We start from the raw sequence: 16,774 nt of genomic DNA on the forward strand, positions 1-16,774 counted from the left end.
CGCCGAGAGCGGGGCGGGCGGCCCTGTTTCGGCCCAGATCAGCCGGATCCTGGGCCCGATAACCGCCATTTCGATCTGCAACAGGCCCTCCACAGATCGCAGCGCCCCGTATTTGGCCGAATTGGTGGCCAGTTCATGCAGCAGCAGCGCAATGGAGGGCAGGCTGCGTGGACCGAATCATGGCATTGGTGCCGCGGATTTCTATGTGTTGGTTTGACCGGCTCTCAAAAGGCTTGAGGATGGTCTCGAGCAGATCGCGCAGCGAGATGGCGCCGGTGCGATGACCTTCCTGAGGCAGACGGGCGCTGGTCTCGTGGGCCTGCGCCAGAGCGACAAGGCGCGATTGCAGATCGGCGGCAAAACCATCGATCGTCTCGGCCTCGCGCCTGCACAGCGCCACCAGTCCATTGGCCAGCATAAAGAGGTTTTTGATGCGATGGTTCATTTCATGGAGGATCAACTGCCGCTGTTCGGCCATCCGGCGCGATAGAGTGATGTCGCGCGCCACTTTTGACGCGCCGATCAACCGGCCCGTCGCATCGTGGACCGGCGAAATGGTCAGGGAAACGTCGATCAGACTGCCATCCTTGCGCTTGCGCACCGTTTCAAAATGGCGGGTCATGATGCCCGCCCTGATATTGGCGATGATGGCGTCTTCTTCGTGGCGGCGACCGAACGGGTCCGCAAGAAGGTCTATCGGTCACGCGATCAGGCCAGAGCCGACGTGTTCGATTATATCGAGCGTTTCTACAATCCCATCCGCAGGCACTCGACCCTGGGCTATCTCAGCCCTATCGACTTCGAACGCCAGGCGGGGGGAGCCTAAAGAAGCTTATCTCGGTGTCCATCAAACGGGCAGCAGGCCATGCCGCGTAATGCTTCGTCTTTGGTGTGACGAGCGACCCTTTCAGATTGGCCGAGACATCATACTGCGCGGCCCGTGACAATCGCATAGCGGAAGATTGTGCCGAACGTGCTGCGCAGGCGATTGGCGGTCTCATGGCGTCCACGCAATCCAATTTTTCGAAGCACATCAAGCAATTCGGGCGCCGTCAGTTTCGTGATAGGGCGGCCGCCGATATCGGGTTTGGCAAAATCGAGCAGCCAGCGCAGCTTGGATATGGTCGAGGTCGAGCGGGCCAATAGGAATGGCGGAATTCTGCCGTTTCTAGATGCCCTAGGACGGTCTCAGATGTGTCTGGAAGGGGGCAATGGTGCCTGGGGACGGGATCGAACCGCCGACACCGTGATTTTCAGTCACGTGCTCTACCAACTGAGCTACCCAGGCATTACCATTTTTCACCGTTTAGGAGAGGATGTTGTCATCGCCTCGCTGCCGGTGGACGGGCCTATGGCTAACCGGATCGGTCTTGGCAAGCCAAAAAAACACATTCGATGAAACTTATTTGTCATCCTCCCCATTTGCGGGGTTTCCGGGCAGGGCATAGCCGTCCGACAGCCACTGCATTAGGTCGCGATCGCGGCAACGGGTTGAGCAAAATGGTTTATGTGATTCGCTGCGGGGCTTGCCGCAGACCGGGCATTTGCGATTTTGTTGGGTCATAATGTCACCGCCTGCGCGAATCCGCCGTCCAGAGCAAGACCCGCATCCTCCTGAAACTCCAGCCGCCGCCCGCTGCGTTGGGCCAGTTCCTCGCGCCATGCAGGCGTGATGGCGGCGATCACCGAGGGATGGGCGCGCAGCAGCAGCGTTCCGGCCTCCTCAACCCGCTCGGCCCGGCGCAGCAACAGCCGCGCCGCCGAGCCCGCCCGCGCATGGGGCAGCCGCGCCAGCAGTGATGGCCGCTCCATCCGCGCTACGATCTGCACAAAGCCAAAGCCGTTCATCGCCGTGCGCTCATGCGTCCAGCCTTCCAACGCCTGCGCCAGCACGGTATCGACCGCCTGCCGCTCGGCCTTGGCCTCCAGCGTGGGGAAATCAATGCCGATGGAGCCACCCAGATCGAGCCGCCGGATCGTCGCCGCCACCGCCTCGGCCGCCGCCAGCGCCAGCGCGGCAGGGGGCAGGGGGCCATCGACGTCGATCACCGTCATCGCGGGCGTGGGCGAGAGCACCAGCGCGCCGCCGGCAAAAGCGACCGCGCCGCTCCATGCCTCGCCCCACACATCCTCCCACACGCCGGAGGGGAAGCGATGCACCACGCGCGCATCGGGCAGGACATCGGCAAGGCGCGGGGCAGGGCGCAGCGGCGCATCGCAAGGGCGCGACTGTGCCAATTTATAGCGCCCCGTTTCGGCCATGGCGCTGCGCAGGATTTCGATGCGGATGGGCGCGCCCTCGCTCGCCTCGCGCGGCAGGCGGTCGACCAAGGCTTCTTCGCCGCTGTTCAGGCGCAATATGCCCCGGCGCGAACCGCCTGCGCGGCGGATCAGGGTCGCGTCCTCAACCTGACCCGGCGCGGCGCGTCCGGGCCAGTCTATCTTGGCCGCCACCACTTCGCCGCCGTCGAGCAGCACCGCGCGATCCTCGCCGATGCCTTGCTCGATCAGCCACATGGCCGCTTAATCCAGAGGATAGGATGCGGCCCGCAGCAGCGCCCGCGTTTCATACAAAGGCAGGCCGATCACGCCCGAATGGCTGCCCGACAGGCGCCGGATCAGCGCTTCGGCGCGGCCTTGGATGGCATAGCCGCCCGCCTTGCCCAGACCTTCGCCGCTGGCGATATAGGCCTCGATTTCCTGATCGGTCAGGCTTTTGAAGATCACCAGCGTCTCGACCTGCTTGACGCGTTCGCGCCCCGCCGTGTCGATCACGCAGACCGAAGAGATGCACATTTGCCGCCGTCCGGAAATTGCGCGCAACATTTCGCGCTGCAATTCCACCGTATCAGCCGGGGGCAAAACCCGCCGCCCCAGCGCCACCGACGTATCGCCCGCGATCACGACCTCATCGGGCGCATGATCCGGTGCATGGGCAACTGCGCGCGCCTTTTCCACCGCAAGGCGGCGGGCATAGGCACGCGGCAATTCGCCCTTCAGCGGCGTTTCGTCAATGTCGGGGCTGGCGATGCGGTCGGGCACAAGGCCCAGACGCGCCAAAAGATCCCGCCGCCGGGGCGAGGATGATGCCAGAACAAGCCGCAAAGGCCCGGCCTCAATACGAGCCGGGGCCACCGCGACCGGGCATGAAGCGATAGGTGATGCGACCCTTGGTCAGGTCATAGGGGGTCAGCTCGACCAGCACCTCGTCGCCCACCAGCACGCGGATGCGGTTCTTGCGCATCTTGCCTGCGGTGTGGCCGAGGATCTCATGATCGTTCTCCAGCCGCACGCGGAACATCGCGTTGGGCAGCAGTTCGACCACTTGGCCGCGCATTTCGAGCAGTTCTTCTTTCGCCATCCGTAAAATTCGGTTCTCTATAAAAAGGGGAGATTGGCGCGCCCCATAGACGCAGATACGGCAAAAGGAAAGCCAAACTCGCGCAACCTATGCCCAGTTGTGCCAGTAAGCCGCGAAAATGTAGCGCGGATGCGACAATATGTTACCTTGCCGCGCTTGCGAAGGGGCGGGCTAAACGGCATCCGCATAGCCCTGACAGCCATACCAATCATAAGGTTCTGTCTCAGGGAGTATCCGTTTTGCGCAAGTTTGCCCGCAAGTTCACCGCCAAGTTCGGGGCCGCCAGGTTTGGGTATGTCCCGGTATCGCTGGTTTGGGTGATGGCCTCCGGTGGCGCCGCGCTGGCCCAGACGCAAGCTGCGCCTCTGGCGGCAGAAGCCGCGCCCTTGGCCGCCGTTGATGCGCCGACGGTCGACGCGCCCGCAGAAGGTGCCTCCGACGACGCCACCGCCACGGCGACCAAAACGCCGGTAACGCGCGGGCGCGAGATCGTGGTTGTGGCCGACCGTATCAAGGGACAGGTCGAGGCGCCCCAGCCCCCCGTGGCGGTGTTCGACGAAGAAGACATCGCCGCCTATGGCGCGACCACGGTGGACGATCTGATCACCGCCATTTCACCGCAAACCGGCAGCGGGCGCGGGCGCGGCGCATCCGGCCCGGTCATTCTGGTCAACGGCCAACGCATTACCAATTTCCGCGAAATGATGAATTACCCGCCGGAATCGATCCGCCGGGTCGAGGTCCTGCCCGAAGAAGTCGCGCTGCGCTTCGGCTATAGCGCCGATCAGCGGGTGGTGAACATCATCCTCAAGGATCACTATCAGGCCCGCACGGTCGAGGCCGAACTGGCCCTGTCCGACAGCATTGGCGCTAATACGCTGAAAGGCATGGCCTCGGTGCTGAAGATCGACAAGGGCAAGCGGATGAACCTGACGCTCAAGGCTGACCGCACCAATCCGGTCACCGAGGCGCAGGCCAAGATCATGCAGGCCACCAGCAGCATTCCAACCGTTGCGACCGACCCCAGCCCGGCGGCGAACCGCACGGTCGTGTCCAATACCAAGGATTATTCGCTCAACGGCACCTATACCGCGCCCATCGGCAAGGATGGCATAGGCGGCAATATGACGTTCAACGCGCTGGCCTCGCGCGCGGATGTGACGGGGCTGGCGGGGCTTAACACCTATTCGCCCGCCACCGATGTGTTGCGCACCTTTGACGGGGCGCTGACGCGGCGCACGCTGACCGACACCTATTCGGCCGGGGCGGGGCTGAATAAGCGCCTGCTCGACTGGAACCTGTCGGCCACGGCCGACATCAGCCATGTCGACGCGACCACCACCACCGCCAATCGCGTGTCCGACAATGCCGTTCTGGCCGCCGCTCTTGCCAGCGGCATCGCGCCCAGCGGCGGCTTTACCACCGCCAAGAGCAAAACCGATACGGTGACGACACTGGTCACCCTGAGCGGGCGCCCGGTTGCCTTGCCGGCGGGCAAGATGGCCGTCACGGTCAAGGGCGGCTTTAATTACACCGCGCTTAACGCCAGCAGCACCAGCACGCTTAGCCCCACCTCGAACCTGAAGCGGGGCGATGCCTCGCTGGGCCTCAATCTGGGCATTCCGCTGACCAGCCGCCGCGAGCATGTGGGCGAGGCGCTGGGCGACATCACGCTCAATTTGGCGGCTTCGGCCGATCACCTGTCCGATTTTGGCGAATTGGTGGACTGGAGCGCGGGCCTGACGTGGAACGTCACCGACAAGCTGGGTTTTCAGGCCAGCTATATGTATGACGAGGCCGCGCCTTCGCTCTCCAACCTCGGTTCGCCGCTGGTGGCCACCTATAACGTCTCGGTCTATGACTTTGTGAAGAGCCAGACCGTGTTGGCCACGGTCATCACCGGGGGCAATTCGGCGCTGGTGAAGGAGCATCGCAACGACATCAAGCTGGGCATGAACTGGACTCCGCCGATCCTGAAGGGCGCGTCCAATCTGGTGGTGGAATATTTCAACAACCGCTCCAGCAATGTCACCAATGCCTTTCCGACCACGCTGACCACGGCGATTGAGACGGCCTATCCGGGGCGCGTGACGCGCGATGCCACCACGGGGCTGATTACCGCGATCGACCGGCGCGCGATCACTCTGGCCGAAACGCGCGATGAGCATGTCCGCTGGGGTTTCAACATCGGCGGCAATATGGGCAAGGAAATCAAGTCGCAGGGACGCGGGCCGATGGGCATGATGGGCGGGCCGCCTCCGGGTGGCGGGCGTCCGGGCGGTGGCGGTGGTCCGGGTGGTCCGCCGCCGGGTGGCGGCATGGGCGGTCCTCCTCCGGGCGGGGGCGGTCCGGGCGGGGGCGGTCCGGGTGGTCCGGGCGGCGGGCGTGGCGGTCGTTATGAAGGCCGCTGGAACCTTTCGCTCTATCACACCGTCTATTTCGTAAACCGGGTTCAGGTGGCGGCCAGCGGGCCTTCGCTCGATCTGCTGGGCGGTGATGCGCTCTCGGGCGGCGGTACGGCGCGGCACTCGCTCGAAGGCGAGGGCGGCTTCTTCTTCAAGGGCATCGGCCTGCGCATGAACGGCACGTGGACCGCGCCCACCCATGTCAACGGCAGCGGGGCGCCCGGTTCGACCGACCTGCGCTTTGGTTCGCTCTTCAAGCTGAACACGCGGCTGTTCTTCGATCTGGGGCAGCAGAAGCGGCTGGTGAAGGAATCGCCCTTCTTCAAGGATGCGCGTTTCAGCATCGGGGCCAAGAACATCTTCAACCAGCGCCAGCGCGTGACCGACAGCAATGGCAACACGCCGCTGTCCTATCAGCCGCTGTATATGGACGCGCAGGGGCGCACCATCGAGATCGAATTCCGCAAGATGTTCTGATCGGGTTCGATGGTCGGGCAAAAGTTGGGGGAGAGGCGGGCTGCGCCTCTCCCCTTTTTGCGTGATGGGGCCTATCTGGGCGGGATGGTTGACGATGCGAACAATCCGCCCGACCGCGCGGCGGACCGGTTTAACGAGGACAAGGCGGTCAGCCTGATCCGTGGCGGGGGCGAGCGGCCCGATCTGGACGCGGGCGTGGCGGCGATCCGCGAGGTGCTGGCCACATTACCGGTGCGGCCCGGCGTGTACCGGATGCAGGATGCGCGCGGCGATGTGCTGTACGTGGGCAAGGCGCGGGCTTTGCGCAATCGCGTGGCCAATTATACGCAGGTGGACCGGCTGCCTCTGCGCCTGCAACGCATGGTGTCGCAAACGCGCGGCATGACGATTGTGACCACCAACAGCGAGGCTGAGGCGCTGTTGCTGGAGGCGCAGCTCATCAAGCGGTTTCGCCCGCCTTATAATGTGCTGCTGCGCGATGATAAAAGTTTTCCTTTTATTCTGCTGCGTTCCGATCATGATTTCGCGCGGATTATGAAACATCGCGGGGCGCGGCGGGCGGTGGGCAATTACTATGGCCCCTTTGCCAGCGCCGGATCGGTCAACACTACGATCAATGCCTTGCAGAAGCTGTTCCTGCTGCGAAGCTGCACCGATTCCTTCTTTGCCCGCCGCGACCGGCCCTGCCTGCTCTATCAGATCAAGCGGTGCAGCGCGCCCTGTGTGGACCGGATCAGCAAGGAGGATTACGGCGAACTGGTGCGACAGGCCAAGGATTTCCTTGGCGGCAAATCGAACGCGGTTCAGCGCGAGATCGAGGCGCAGATGAGCGCAGCGGCCGAGGATCTGGACTTTGAGCGTGCCGCCATGCTGCGCGACCGTCTGCGCGCGGCGACGTTCATTCAGGGTTCGCAGGCCATCCACGCCGAGGGCCTGCCCAATGCCGACATCTTCGCCTGCGCCGAAAAGGCGGGACAGATCGCGATCCAAGCCTTCTTTATCCGTGGTGGCCAGAATTGGGGCCACCGCGCCTTCTTTCCCGCCCGCACCGAGGGCATGGAGATGGGCGAGGTGCTGCAAAGCTTTATGGCGCAATTCTATGAGGAAGTGCCGCCGCCGCGCGTCATCCTGCTCGACCGGGCTTTGCCTGAGGCTGATCTCTTGGCCGAGGCATTGAAGGAGGGCGCGGGCGGCAAGGTCGAAATCTCCATCCCCCAGCGCGGCGATCGCAAGCGCCTTGTCGAACAGGCCGAGCGCAATGCTGTTGAGGCGCTGGACCGGCGCATGGCCGAAAGCGGCAGCAAGGCGAAAGTCTGGCGCGAGATGGCCGATTTCCTCGAACTGGACGAGCCGGCCCGGATCGAGGTTTACGACAACAGCCATATTCAGGGCCAGCACGCCCTTGGCGCGATGATCTGCGCGGGGCCGGAAGGTTTCCTGAAAAACCAATATCGCAAGTGGAACATCCGCGAGGCGCAGACCAACGACGACTTCGCCATGATGCGCGAGGTGATGACCCGCCGCTTTGGCCGCGCGATGGAGGAGGACCCAGACCGCGATAAGGGTCAGTGGCCCGACTGCGTGCTGATCGACGGCGGCAAGGGGCAAATGAGCGCGGTGAAAGCGGCGCTGGAGGAACTGGGCGTCGAGGACGTGCCGCTGATCGCCATCGCCAAGGGGCCGCATCATGGCCGCGATGGGCGTGAAGTCTTCCATTTCCCCGACGGGCGCGAGAAAATGCTGCCCGTCAATTCGCCTGTCCTGTTCCACCTCCAGCGTCTGCGCGATGAGGTCCACCGCTTCGTCATCGGCGCCCACCGCGAAAAGCGCAGCCGGGCGATCACTGCATCGCCGCTGGACGAAATCCCCGGCATCGGGCCTGCGCGCAAGCGGGCTTTGCTGCTGCATTTCGGTACGGCCAGTCGGGTGCGGGCGGCGTCGCTGGATGACCTCATGCGGACGCCTGGCGTGTCAGAGGCGGTGGCTCGGGCGGTGTATGATTTCTATCATCCGGGGGGGTGATTTTTGGGGGTATTATGAAGGTGCCTCTGGCCGGCAAAGGGACTTGTCCCTTTGCAATCCCGTTAATGGGGGTTTGTTGGCGGCGGGGTGTCTTGTTTGATTACATTAAAGCCTGCGGCGCTGGTATGTTGCGCCGCAGGCTTTCAAAATTCCGAGGCTGCGTCCGATACCTTGCGGCTGAACTCTTGGCACTACGCAGACAGTAACGGGAGCGCGAGGGTCTAGACCCTCGCATCTAAACCCCTCTCTTAAATCCCAAACCCAGCCCCGCCCAACTCCCGCCGAGCCATCGCCCCAAACAGTCCCCGCCGAACCGCCCCGCCGATCTCGATCGACACACGACCCACAGGGCGGCGCTCGTGCCACAGGTGGGTAATCATCGGATGGGTTTCGTCTGCACAGCTGTCGACCCAGCCCAGCCCCGGCATATCCAGCATCGCCAGATTTTCGCGCTGCAACAGCACGCCGGGGGAATAGGCGCTTAAGGTTTCGTCATAGGCGGTCTTGAACATGAAGGCGCCCGGCTTGGTCATAAAGGTTGCCAGCATGGCGATGGGCCGCCCGTCCAGCGTCATGGAGAGCCGTTCGAGCCTCCCGCGCGCCGCTGCGCCATGCAGTCCTTCGCGCCACAGCGCCGTGGTCGCGGGCAGACAGGCCAGCGCCGATCCGGCCTCGCCCTTCCACCCTGCGGCCTCCAGCTTCAGGAAATCCTCGCACCATGCCGACAGGTCATCCTCGTCCTCATGACGGACGAAGGCTAACTCGCCCAATTCGCCCAAGCGGTTGGCCTGCCGCCTGTATTCCTTGCGCTTCTTGCCCGAAACCGCCGCTTCGAAATAGGCTTCGGGCGACAGATCGCTCTGCAGCATCACATGCTGTTTGCGCCCGACCAGCGCCGCATTGCGCCCCTGCTCGTTCAGCACATCGCGCAAGCCATCGGCCACCGCACCTGACAGCGGCAATTCGCCCAGATGCAGGAACAGGCCCAGCCCGCCCTGCGCATCGGCCCATGCCAGCAGCGCCCGCCAGAACGACCTTTCCATCCCCCGCACCACCAGCGGCGCGCCAAGAAAGCCGTTGGGATGCGCCCAACTGGCCCAATGCGGGATAGGGCGGGTGTAATAGCGGCTCTGGCGGACAATGGGCATGATTCCGGCCAGATCGCCGCCCATTTCAAAGCGCAATATCCGCACCCGCCCATCGGGATCGAGACCGCGCAGCGCAGGCAGCAGATACCAGCTTTCGAAAAACGGGTTAGGCTCGCTGGCCCACATGGCCAAAGCGTCCCATGCCAACATCGACCCCATATCCTGCATATCGCGCCAGTCGACGCTGCGGATTTCGCCCGCTGGCGCCGGCTTTGGCGGCATTTGCGGGGTGGGGTTGGGGCCGGGCGGCAGGCGCGAGGGCGCGACAACAGGCTCGGCGCGTATAAAATTGGGCTGGCTCGCCACAGTCACCTCTAGAGCGCAGAAAATATGCGCCAAGGATTAAGGGGAAAGCCGGAAAGGAAGTATGAATAAGCGGGAAATTTTCCGGCCCTGCGCCCGGCGTGATGACCGGGCGCAGGGCCGGAAGTAATCAGCCAACATGCCCCGCCAGCGCCGCCAACAGCAGCAGCGCGACAATATTGGTGATCTTGATCATCGGATTGACCGCCGGGCCCGCGGTGTCCTTATACGGATCGCCCACCGTGTCGCCCGTCACGGCGGCCTTATGGGCGTCGCTGCCCTTGCCGCCGTGATGGCCATCCTCGATGTACTTCTTGGCATTGTCCCACGCGCCGCCGCCGCTGGTCATCGAGAGCGCTACGAACAGGCCCCCCACGATTACCCCCAGCAACAGCGCACCCAGCGCGGCAAAACCATTATCCTGCCCCGCCACCAGCGTGATGACATAATAGACCAGCACCGGCGTCAGCACCGGCAGCAGGCTGGGCACGATCATTTCCTTGATCGCTGCGCGCGTAACCAGATCGACCGTGCGGGCATAATCGGGCTTGGACGTACCCGCCATGATGCCGGGATTCTCGCGGAACTGTTCGCGCACATCGACCACCACATCGCCCGCCGCGCGGCCCACCGCCGTCATGCCCATCGCGCCAAACAGATAGGGCAGCAAGGCGCCCAACAGCAGGCCGACGATGACATAGGGGTTTTCAAGGCTGAAATTGACGCTCAAATGCGGGAAAAATTCGCGCAAATCGGTGGTATAGGCCGCAAACAGCACCAGCGCGGCCAGCCCCGCCGAACCGATGGCATAGCCCTTGGTCACCGCCTTGGTCGTATTGCCCACCGCGTCCAGCGCATCTGTCCTTTCGCGCACCGAGGCCTCCATATCGGCCATTTCGGCAATCCCGCCCGCATTGTCCGTCACCGGCCCATAGGCGTCGAGCGCCACCACCATGCCCGCCAGCGCCAGCATCGCGGTTGCCGCATAAGCAATGCCGATCAGGCCGGCCAGCTTGAACGCGATGATAATCCCCGCCACGATCACCAGCGTGGGCAGGGCGGTTGCCTCAAGGCTGATGGCAAGGCCCTGGATGACATTGGTGCCATGGCCGGTCACGGATGCCTTGGCGATGGACTTGACCGGGCGATAGGAGGTGCCGGTGTAATATTCGGTGATCCAGATAATCAGGCCTGTAATCACCAGCCCCAGCAGCGAGCAATGGAACAGCGCGCCGCCCGTCAGGCCCGATGCGTCAATCGGCGTTGAGAAATCGCCGATAGCGGTGTGGATAGCCCAGCCGATGGCCGGGATCGACAGGATCGCAGTGACAAGGAAGCCTTTGTACATCGCGCCCATGATGTTGTTGCCAGAGCCCAGCCGCACAAAATAGGTGCCGATGATCGAAGTGACGATGCAGACCCCGCCGATCAGCAGCGGCAGGCTCATCAGCGCCATCAGATTGGCAGCGCCCTTCATCAGCAGCGCGGTCAGCACCATGGTTGCGCCCACGGTTACCACATAGGTTTCGAACAGGTCGGCGGCCATGCCGGCGCAATCGCCCACATTGTCGCCCACATTGTCGGCGATGACAGCGGGGTTGCGCGGGTCGTCCTCGGGAATGCCCGCCTCGACCTTGCCGACAAGGTCCGCGCCAACGTCGGCCGCCTTGGTGAATATGCCGCCGCCAAGCCGGGCGAAAATCGACACCAGCGAAGCGCCCAGCGCCAGCGCCGTCAGCCCGGTCACGACCGTTCGGTCATTGGGGGCAAGGCCGTGGCCAAAGCTGCCCGTCGAGGTCAGATGCCAGAAGAACCCGGCAATCGCCAGCAGCGCCAGCCCCGCCACCAGCATCCCCGTGATCGCGCCCGCGCGAAAGGCCAGCGTCAGGCCTGCCTGCAAGCCTTGCTGGGCCGCCGCCGCAGTGCGCACATTCGAGCGCACCGAGACATTCATGCCGATAAACCCGGCCGCGCCCGACAAAACCGCGCCCAGCACAAAGCCGATCGCTGCAATCTTGCCCAGAGCCAGCGCAATGATGATCGCCGCCACAATGCCGACAATCGCAATCGTGGTATATTGCCGCTTGAGATAGGCCTGCGCGCCTTCCTGAATGGCGGCGGCAATTTCCTGCATCCGGGCCGAACCTGCGCTCGCGCCCAAAACTTGTCTGCTTGTGATGTAACCGTAAACAACGGCCAAGGCCCCAAGGCCCATGGCGATCAGCACCAGGTTCATAGCTATCCCCTCTGCTTTTCGGTCCTGCCGGGAAAATCCGGCATTTCCTGTCCGGGCCTGTTCTTGTTTGATCAAACAGTGCCCATCGCTTGCATAGGTATAGGGGGCGCAAAAGTCAGCGCAAGGGTGATTTGATCCGACCGGCCCCGGAATGGGACAGATTGTCCATTAAGATTCTGTTAGGGATTTTTCCAAAGCCCATCATGGTTTACAAATGGTTATCGACCGATTCACCAAATCCGGAATCGGGTCCGTTTTGCATGAACTGGGGCATGAAAAATGCTGGAAGATCCAAAGCTCGATCACGGTGCGATCAAGGCGCCAGTCGAACCTGCACTTTATGAGCCCGCGCTGGACACGGGCGGGACGCCCGCGCTTCCGCTGGGCCGCAGCGATGGGCTTGACCGGCACACGCGCCGCGATCTGCGCAAGGAAGAGATCGAGATCGCGCGCCAGTTTCACGGCGGGCGGATGTGGCCCTACGCGGTGGCGGCCTTTGGCTGCTTTGCGCTGTGGGTGTCGTTTTTTCCACTGGCGATCATGGGTTATCTTAACCTGCCGCTGGCCTGCCTGATCTCCTGCGTGATCGCCACGGGCGGCTATGTGACCAGCCATGAGGCGATGCATTCAAACATCGCGCGCAAGGGCGAGAAGCTGCGCTGGCTCAATGAAGCGGTGGGCGCGGTTTCGACGATCCCCATCGTGTTCCCGTTCTCCATGGCGCGCATCATGCATCTGGAGCATCACTATCATTGCAATGATCCGCTGAAAGATCCCGATTACACCGACGAGGCGCCCAACTGGTGGATGGCCATCTATAAGACCTGGTATAACCGCCAGCCCGGCGTTGATGGCTCGATCCACCATTACAAGCGCATCCTCTTGGAAATGGGCACGCCCGAGGCCAAGCGCGCGCTGAAGGAAACGATGCTGCTGCAATTGTTCTTCATGGCGGTGCTGTTCACGATGTCGTGGAATGGCTACGCTATTGAGGCGGCTTTGCTCTGGTGGCTGCCGCGCCATGTCGGCCTGTCCTATATCCGCTTTTATCTGAGCTGGGCGCCGCATCACCCGCGCGAGGGCAAGACCGGCCGCTATGAGAACACCAATCTGTTCAAGAGCAAGCTGGGCCACGTGATGTCGATGGGGATGCAGTATCACATCATCCACCACATGTATCCGGGCATTCCCAACCACCGCACCAAGCACGCCTATTACGCGATGCGCCATATTCTGGAGGCGCGCGGGGTGGACGTGTCGCCGCTTCCGGCTGTTAAGGGGAACTGAGCCGATGGAAAACGTGTTCAAACAGCTCTTTTACTGGATGCCGTTCCTGTTCGGCATCGGCTTCATCGCACCGCTCATCGCCCAGACGATGAACCTGTGGCATTGGCAGGCGCCCTTTGGTCTGTCGAATATCGGCTTTGGCCTGATCATCGGCGGGGCATGGGGCCTGCAGACCGTGATCCGCGGGCGTTGGGTCTGATCAGTGCTGATAGCCCAGTGAGCCAAGGGGGACAGCGCCGTTGATCAGCACCGGCGCCTCCTGCCTTTTGCCAACCACGCCGATCCGGTGCATCGGCAAAGGCAGCGCCAGTTCGGGCGGGGCGGTCAGCAGCAGTTGATAATCGTCGCCCCAGCGCAAAGCTTCATCGCGCCGTTCCGGCGGGCAGGCGAGGGGGATAGCCGCGCTCTCAAGGTTGATCGTCACCTTGCTGGCTTTTGCAATGCGCGAGGCGTCAAGCAGCAATCCGTCCGATACGTCCATCATCGCGGTAACAAAGGGCGCCAGTGCCTGCCCTTCAGCTATGCGGGCCAGCGGACGACGGTAGGCGAGGCTACTTTTGGCAGGACCTTTCTCGCGCAGGGCCTCAAGCCCGACCATGGCCCCGCCGATTGGCCCGGTGATGTAAACCAGATCGCCCACCTGTGCGCCATCGCGCCCCGGCACAGGCAGATAGGACGCACGCCCGATCGCGGTCAGGCCGAGCACCTGCGGCCCACTGCTGCTGACCGTATCGCCGCCCAGCAGTCGCGCGCCATATTCATCCAGCGCCTCGGCCAGCCCGGCGAGAAAGCGTTCCTCTGTGCCGGCCAGTTGATAGGACAGCAGCACGCCCATCGGCACCGCGCCCTTGGCGGCAAGGTCCGACATATTGGTGGCCACCAGTTTCCACGCCACATCGGCCGGATCCTGATCGGGCAGGAAATGCACCCCCGCCACCATCGTGTCATGGGTCAGCACCAGCGTCTCGCTGCCAAAGGGCAGCACCGCGCAATCATCGGTCAGCCCCCGTGCGGCGGGATCGCTGGCCAGCGCGCGCAGCGCCTCGATAAAGGCCAGTTCCCGCCCCAACCGGGTTAACGCGCCGCCCGCGCGATAGCGTCGAGCACGCCGTTCACGAATTTGGCTTCGCGCTCGTCAAAGAAGGCATGGGCGACATCGACATATTCGTTGATGACCGTCGGCGCGGCCACATCATCGCGGGCCAGCAGTTCATAGGTGCCTGCGCGCAGGATCTGCACCATCGTCTTGTCCAGACGCTCCAGCCGCCAGCCTTCGGCCAGCTTTTCGGAAATGCGCGCGTCGATTTCCTCGGCCCGCGCCAGCACGCCCTTGACCACATCGTCGAAATGGATGCGGTCGGCATCGGCAAACTGGATATCCTCGATTTCCGCGCCCAGACGGTGGCGGTGGAATTCATCGAGCAGCGTGGGCAGCAGCGTGCCTTCCATCGCATGCTGATACAGGGCCTGCACCGCGCCAAGGCGGGCGACCGAGCGGGACTGGGACTTGGGAGCTTTGCTCATCGAAATATTCCTTATTGGGCCAAACTTTTTTGGGTAGGCCTTATTGACCCAGCCTGATGGCCACAGAGCGACCATGGGCGGGCAACCCTTCGGCATCGGCAAGGGCCACAGCGGCCGGGCCGATAGCAGCCAGAGCCGCTTCGTCAAGTTGCAGGAAGCTGGTGCGCTTCATAAAGTCTAGCACGGAAAGCCCGCTGGCGAAACGCGCGCGGCGGCCGGTGGGCAAAACGTGGTTCGGCCCGGCAACATAATCGCCGATGGCCTCGGGCGTGTGGCGGCCCAGAAAGGCGCTGCCCGCATGGCGGATGTGGGCGAACAGGGCGTCGGGATCGTCAATGGCGATTTCGATATGTTCGGCGGCCAGACGGTTGGACAGGGCCGGGGCCTCGCCCAGCAGATCGTCGACCACGATCACCACGCCGTAATCATTCCACGATTGCCGCGCGGTGGTCTGCGTGGCCAGAGCCTGCAATTCCACCTCGACCGCTGCGATCACGGCATCGGCGAAATCGGCATCGTCAGTGATCAGGATCGACTGCGCCACCGGGTCATGCTCGGCTTGAGACAGCAGATCAGCCGCGATCCATGCCGGATTGTTGCGCCCGTCGGCCACCACCAGAATTTCCGAAGGCCCGGCCACCATGTCGATGCCCACCACGCCATACAACTGCCGCTTGGCCTCGGCCACATAGGCATTGCCGGGGCCGACAATCACATCGACCGGCTTGATCCGTTCGGTGCCATAGGCCAGCGCGCCCACGGCCTGAGCCCCGCCCACACGCCAGATTTCGTCCACACCCGCCAGATGCGCGGCGGCCAGAACCAGCGAATTGACCGCGCCGCGCGGGGTGGGCGTGACCACCACCAGACGCTCAACCCCCGCCACCTTGGCCGGAATGGCGTTCATCAGCAGGCTGGACGGATAGGCCGCGCGCCCGCCGGGAACATAAAGCCCCGCCGCATCCACCGGCCGCCAGATCGCACCAAGGCGAACGCCAGCCGCATCGGTATAATCGCGATTTTCCGGCTTTTGCGCCTCGTGATAGGCGGCAATGCGCTGCGCGGCCAATTCCAGCGCCTCGCGCAGGCTCGGCTCCAGCGCCTCAAACGCCGCGCGGCATTCCTCGGCGCCGATCCGCCAATCGGCCTCGGTTTCCAGCGCATGGCCGTCAAAGCGCGCGGTGTAATCCACCAGCGCCGCATCGCCGCGCGCGCGAACATCGGCCAGAACCGAGAGCACCACTTTGCTGACGCCCGCATCGCTTTCGCGCCGGTCGCCCACGATTTTCTCGAACGCCTCGGCAAAGCCGGGGTCCTGCGAATTGAGCCGGATCATGCCTCGCCCTTCTCCGCCACCATTTTACGGAACTGTTCGACCAATTCGCCCACGCGCGGATCGGTTTTCAGCGCCGCCCGGTTGACGATCAGCCGCGCCGAGATCTGCATGATGACTTCCGTCTCGCGCAGCCCGTTTTCCTTCAGCGTGCGCCCGGTCGACACCAGATCGACGATCCGCCCCGACAGGCCGAGCATCGGCGCCAGCTCCATCGCGCCGTTCAGCTTGACCACTTCGGCCTGAATGCCCTTGGCCTCATAGTGCTTGTGGGTCAGATGCGGATATTTGCTGGCCACGCGCAGGTGGCTGGCCGTGGCCGTGTCGCCCGCATCGACAGGTTCCGCCACCGACAGGCGGCAATGGCCGATGTTGAGATCAACCGGCGCATAAAGGTCGGGATAGGCGAATTCCTCCACCACATCCGAGCCGACGATCCCGGCCTGCGCCGCGCCATGCGCCACGAATGTGGCCACATCGAACGCACGCACGCGGATCAGCCGCATGTCCGAGCCTTCGACGGCAAAGGACAGCGCGCGCGACTTCTTGTCATGAAACTCCGCTTCGGGCACGACACCAGCGCGCGCCATCAACGGCAGAGCTTCATCGAGGATGCGCCCCTTGGGGATCGCAAAGGTGAGCGGTTTGGACGAGAATGACATGCGCGCCGCATTAGTT

General features: G+C 63.4%; 16 protein-coding genes, 1 tRNA gene and 1 pseudogene. 5 read left to right on the forward strand and 13 right to left on the reverse strand.

Going from position 1 to position 16,774, the window contains the following annotated elements; genetic code table 11:
• Window positions 1-133: 133 nt before the first annotated feature.
• Window positions 134-622 (reverse strand): HWE histidine kinase domain-containing protein, encoded by a 489-nt coding sequence (locus tag GGR38_RS15295; protein WP_183627067.1) that lies wholly within the window; start codon window positions 620-622, stop codon window positions 134-136.
• 42 nt (window positions 623-664) lie between these two features.
• Between GGR38_RS15295 and GGR38_RS15300 the strand changes: the two are divergent.
• Window positions 665-826, forward strand: a pseudogene (locus GGR38_RS15300) (IS3 family transposase); the annotation flags it as partial.
• A 98-nt stretch (window positions 827-924) separates the two neighbouring features.
• Here GGR38_RS15300 and GGR38_RS15305 read toward each other — a convergent pair.
• The 6 genes from GGR38_RS15305 to infA all read right to left on the reverse strand — a co-directional run bounded on the left by GGR38_RS15305 (window position 925) and on the right by infA (window position 3,361).
• A complete protein-coding gene (locus GGR38_RS15305; protein ID WP_183627068.1) occupies window positions 925-1,143 on the reverse strand; it encodes a phage integrase central domain-containing protein in 219 nt (72 codons plus the stop codon).
• 69 nt (window positions 1,144-1,212) lie between these two features.
• Window positions 1,213-1,288, reverse strand: a tRNA-Phe gene (locus GGR38_RS15310).
• Between the two features lie 114 nt (window positions 1,289-1,402).
• Window positions 1,403-1,564 (reverse strand): DNA gyrase inhibitor YacG, encoded by a 162-nt coding sequence (gene yacG, locus GGR38_RS15315; protein ID WP_172338645.1) that lies wholly within the window; start codon window positions 1,562-1,564, stop codon window positions 1,403-1,405.
• On the reverse strand, window positions 1,561-2,517 hold the full coding sequence (locus tag GGR38_RS15320) for a ribonuclease E/G (RefSeq protein ID WP_183627069.1): 957 nt from the start codon (window positions 2,515-2,517) through the stop codon (window positions 1,561-1,563). The genes yacG and GGR38_RS15320 overlap by 4 nt, the downstream gene beginning before the upstream one ends.
• Window positions 2,518-2,523: 6 nt before the next feature.
• Window positions 2,524-3,105 (reverse strand): Maf family protein, encoded by a 582-nt coding sequence (locus tag GGR38_RS15325; protein WP_183627070.1) that lies wholly within the window; start codon window positions 3,103-3,105, stop codon window positions 2,524-2,526.
• 10 nt (window positions 3,106-3,115) lie between these two features.
• Window positions 3,116-3,361 carry a translation initiation factor IF-1 gene (gene infA / locus GGR38_RS15330; RefSeq protein ID WP_168605162.1) on the reverse strand — a complete coding sequence of 82 codons (246 nt, stop codon included), beginning with the start codon at window positions 3,359-3,361 and terminating at the stop codon, window positions 3,116-3,118.
• A 239-nt stretch (window positions 3,362-3,600) separates the two neighbouring features.
• On the opposite strand from infA, the gene GGR38_RS15335 reads away from it, so the two are divergent.
• On the forward strand, window positions 3,601-6,243 hold the full coding sequence (locus tag GGR38_RS15335; protein ID WP_183627071.1) for a TonB-dependent receptor: 2,643 nt from the start codon (window positions 3,601-3,603) through the stop codon (window positions 6,241-6,243).
• A gap of 84 nt (window positions 6,244-6,327) precedes the next feature.
• The gene (uvrC, locus tag GGR38_RS15340; RefSeq protein WP_183627072.1) at window positions 6,328-8,265 is read left to right on the forward strand and encodes an excinuclease ABC subunit UvrC; all 1,938 of its coding nucleotides are present in this window, start codon (window positions 6,328-6,330) and stop codon (window positions 8,263-8,265) included.
• Window positions 8,266-8,513: 248 nt separating this feature from the next.
• On the opposite strand, the gene GGR38_RS15345 is transcribed toward uvrC, so the two are convergent.
• Both GGR38_RS15345 and GGR38_RS15350 read right to left on the reverse strand, forming a co-directional pair.
• Window positions 8,514-9,719, reverse strand: a complete 1,206-nt coding sequence (locus GGR38_RS15345; protein WP_343059124.1) for a GNAT family N-acetyltransferase — start codon at window positions 9,717-9,719, stop codon at window positions 8,514-8,516.
• 127 nt (window positions 9,720-9,846) lie between these two features.
• The gene (locus GGR38_RS15350; RefSeq protein ID WP_183627073.1) at window positions 9,847-11,952 is read right to left on the reverse strand and encodes a sodium-translocating pyrophosphatase; all 2,106 of its coding nucleotides are present in this window, start codon (window positions 11,950-11,952) and stop codon (window positions 9,847-9,849) included.
• A 279-nt stretch (window positions 11,953-12,231) separates the two neighbouring features.
• Here GGR38_RS15350 and GGR38_RS15355 point away from each other — a divergent pair, with 279 nt between their 5' ends.
• Together GGR38_RS15355 and GGR38_RS15360 are read left to right on the forward strand one after the other, a co-directional pair.
• Window positions 12,232-13,239 carry a fatty acid desaturase gene (locus tag GGR38_RS15355; protein WP_183627074.1) on the forward strand — a complete coding sequence of 336 codons (1,008 nt, stop codon included), beginning with the start codon at window positions 12,232-12,234 and terminating at the stop codon, window positions 13,237-13,239.
• A gap of 4 nt (window positions 13,240-13,243) precedes the next feature.
• A complete protein-coding gene (locus GGR38_RS15360) occupies window positions 13,244-13,438 on the forward strand; it encodes a hypothetical protein (protein ID WP_183627075.1) in 195 nt (64 codons plus the stop codon).
• On the opposite strand, the gene thiL is transcribed toward GGR38_RS15360, so the two are convergent.
• From thiL to hisG, 4 genes are read right to left on the reverse strand one after another with little or no spacing between them, the layout of a single operon-like run.
• Window positions 13,439-14,308, reverse strand: coding sequence for a thiamine-phosphate kinase (gene thiL / locus GGR38_RS15365; protein WP_183627076.1), 870 nt, complete (start codon window positions 14,306-14,308; stop codon window positions 13,439-13,441).
• A 5-nt stretch (window positions 14,309-14,313) separates the two neighbouring features.
• Window positions 14,314-14,763: a transcription antitermination factor NusB gene (gene nusB / locus GGR38_RS15370; protein ID WP_183627077.1), complete on the reverse strand. Its 450-nt coding sequence runs from the start codon at window positions 14,761-14,763 to the stop codon at window positions 14,314-14,316.
• A 40-nt stretch (window positions 14,764-14,803) separates the two neighbouring features.
• Window positions 14,804-16,099: a histidinol dehydrogenase gene (hisD, locus tag GGR38_RS15375; protein ID WP_183627078.1), complete on the reverse strand. Its 1,296-nt coding sequence runs from the start codon at window positions 16,097-16,099 to the stop codon at window positions 14,804-14,806.
• On the reverse strand, window positions 16,096-16,758 hold the full coding sequence (hisG, locus tag GGR38_RS15380; protein WP_183627079.1) for an ATP phosphoribosyltransferase: 663 nt from the start codon (window positions 16,756-16,758) through the stop codon (window positions 16,096-16,098). The genes hisD and hisG overlap by 4 nt, the downstream gene beginning before the upstream one ends.
• Window positions 16,759-16,774: the final 16 nt, after the last annotated feature.

Origin of the sequence: Novosphingobium sediminicola (assembly GCF_014196525.1) — a bacterium.
Lineage (GTDB): Bacteria > Pseudomonadota > Alphaproteobacteria > Sphingomonadales > Sphingomonadaceae > Novosphingobium > Novosphingobium sediminicola.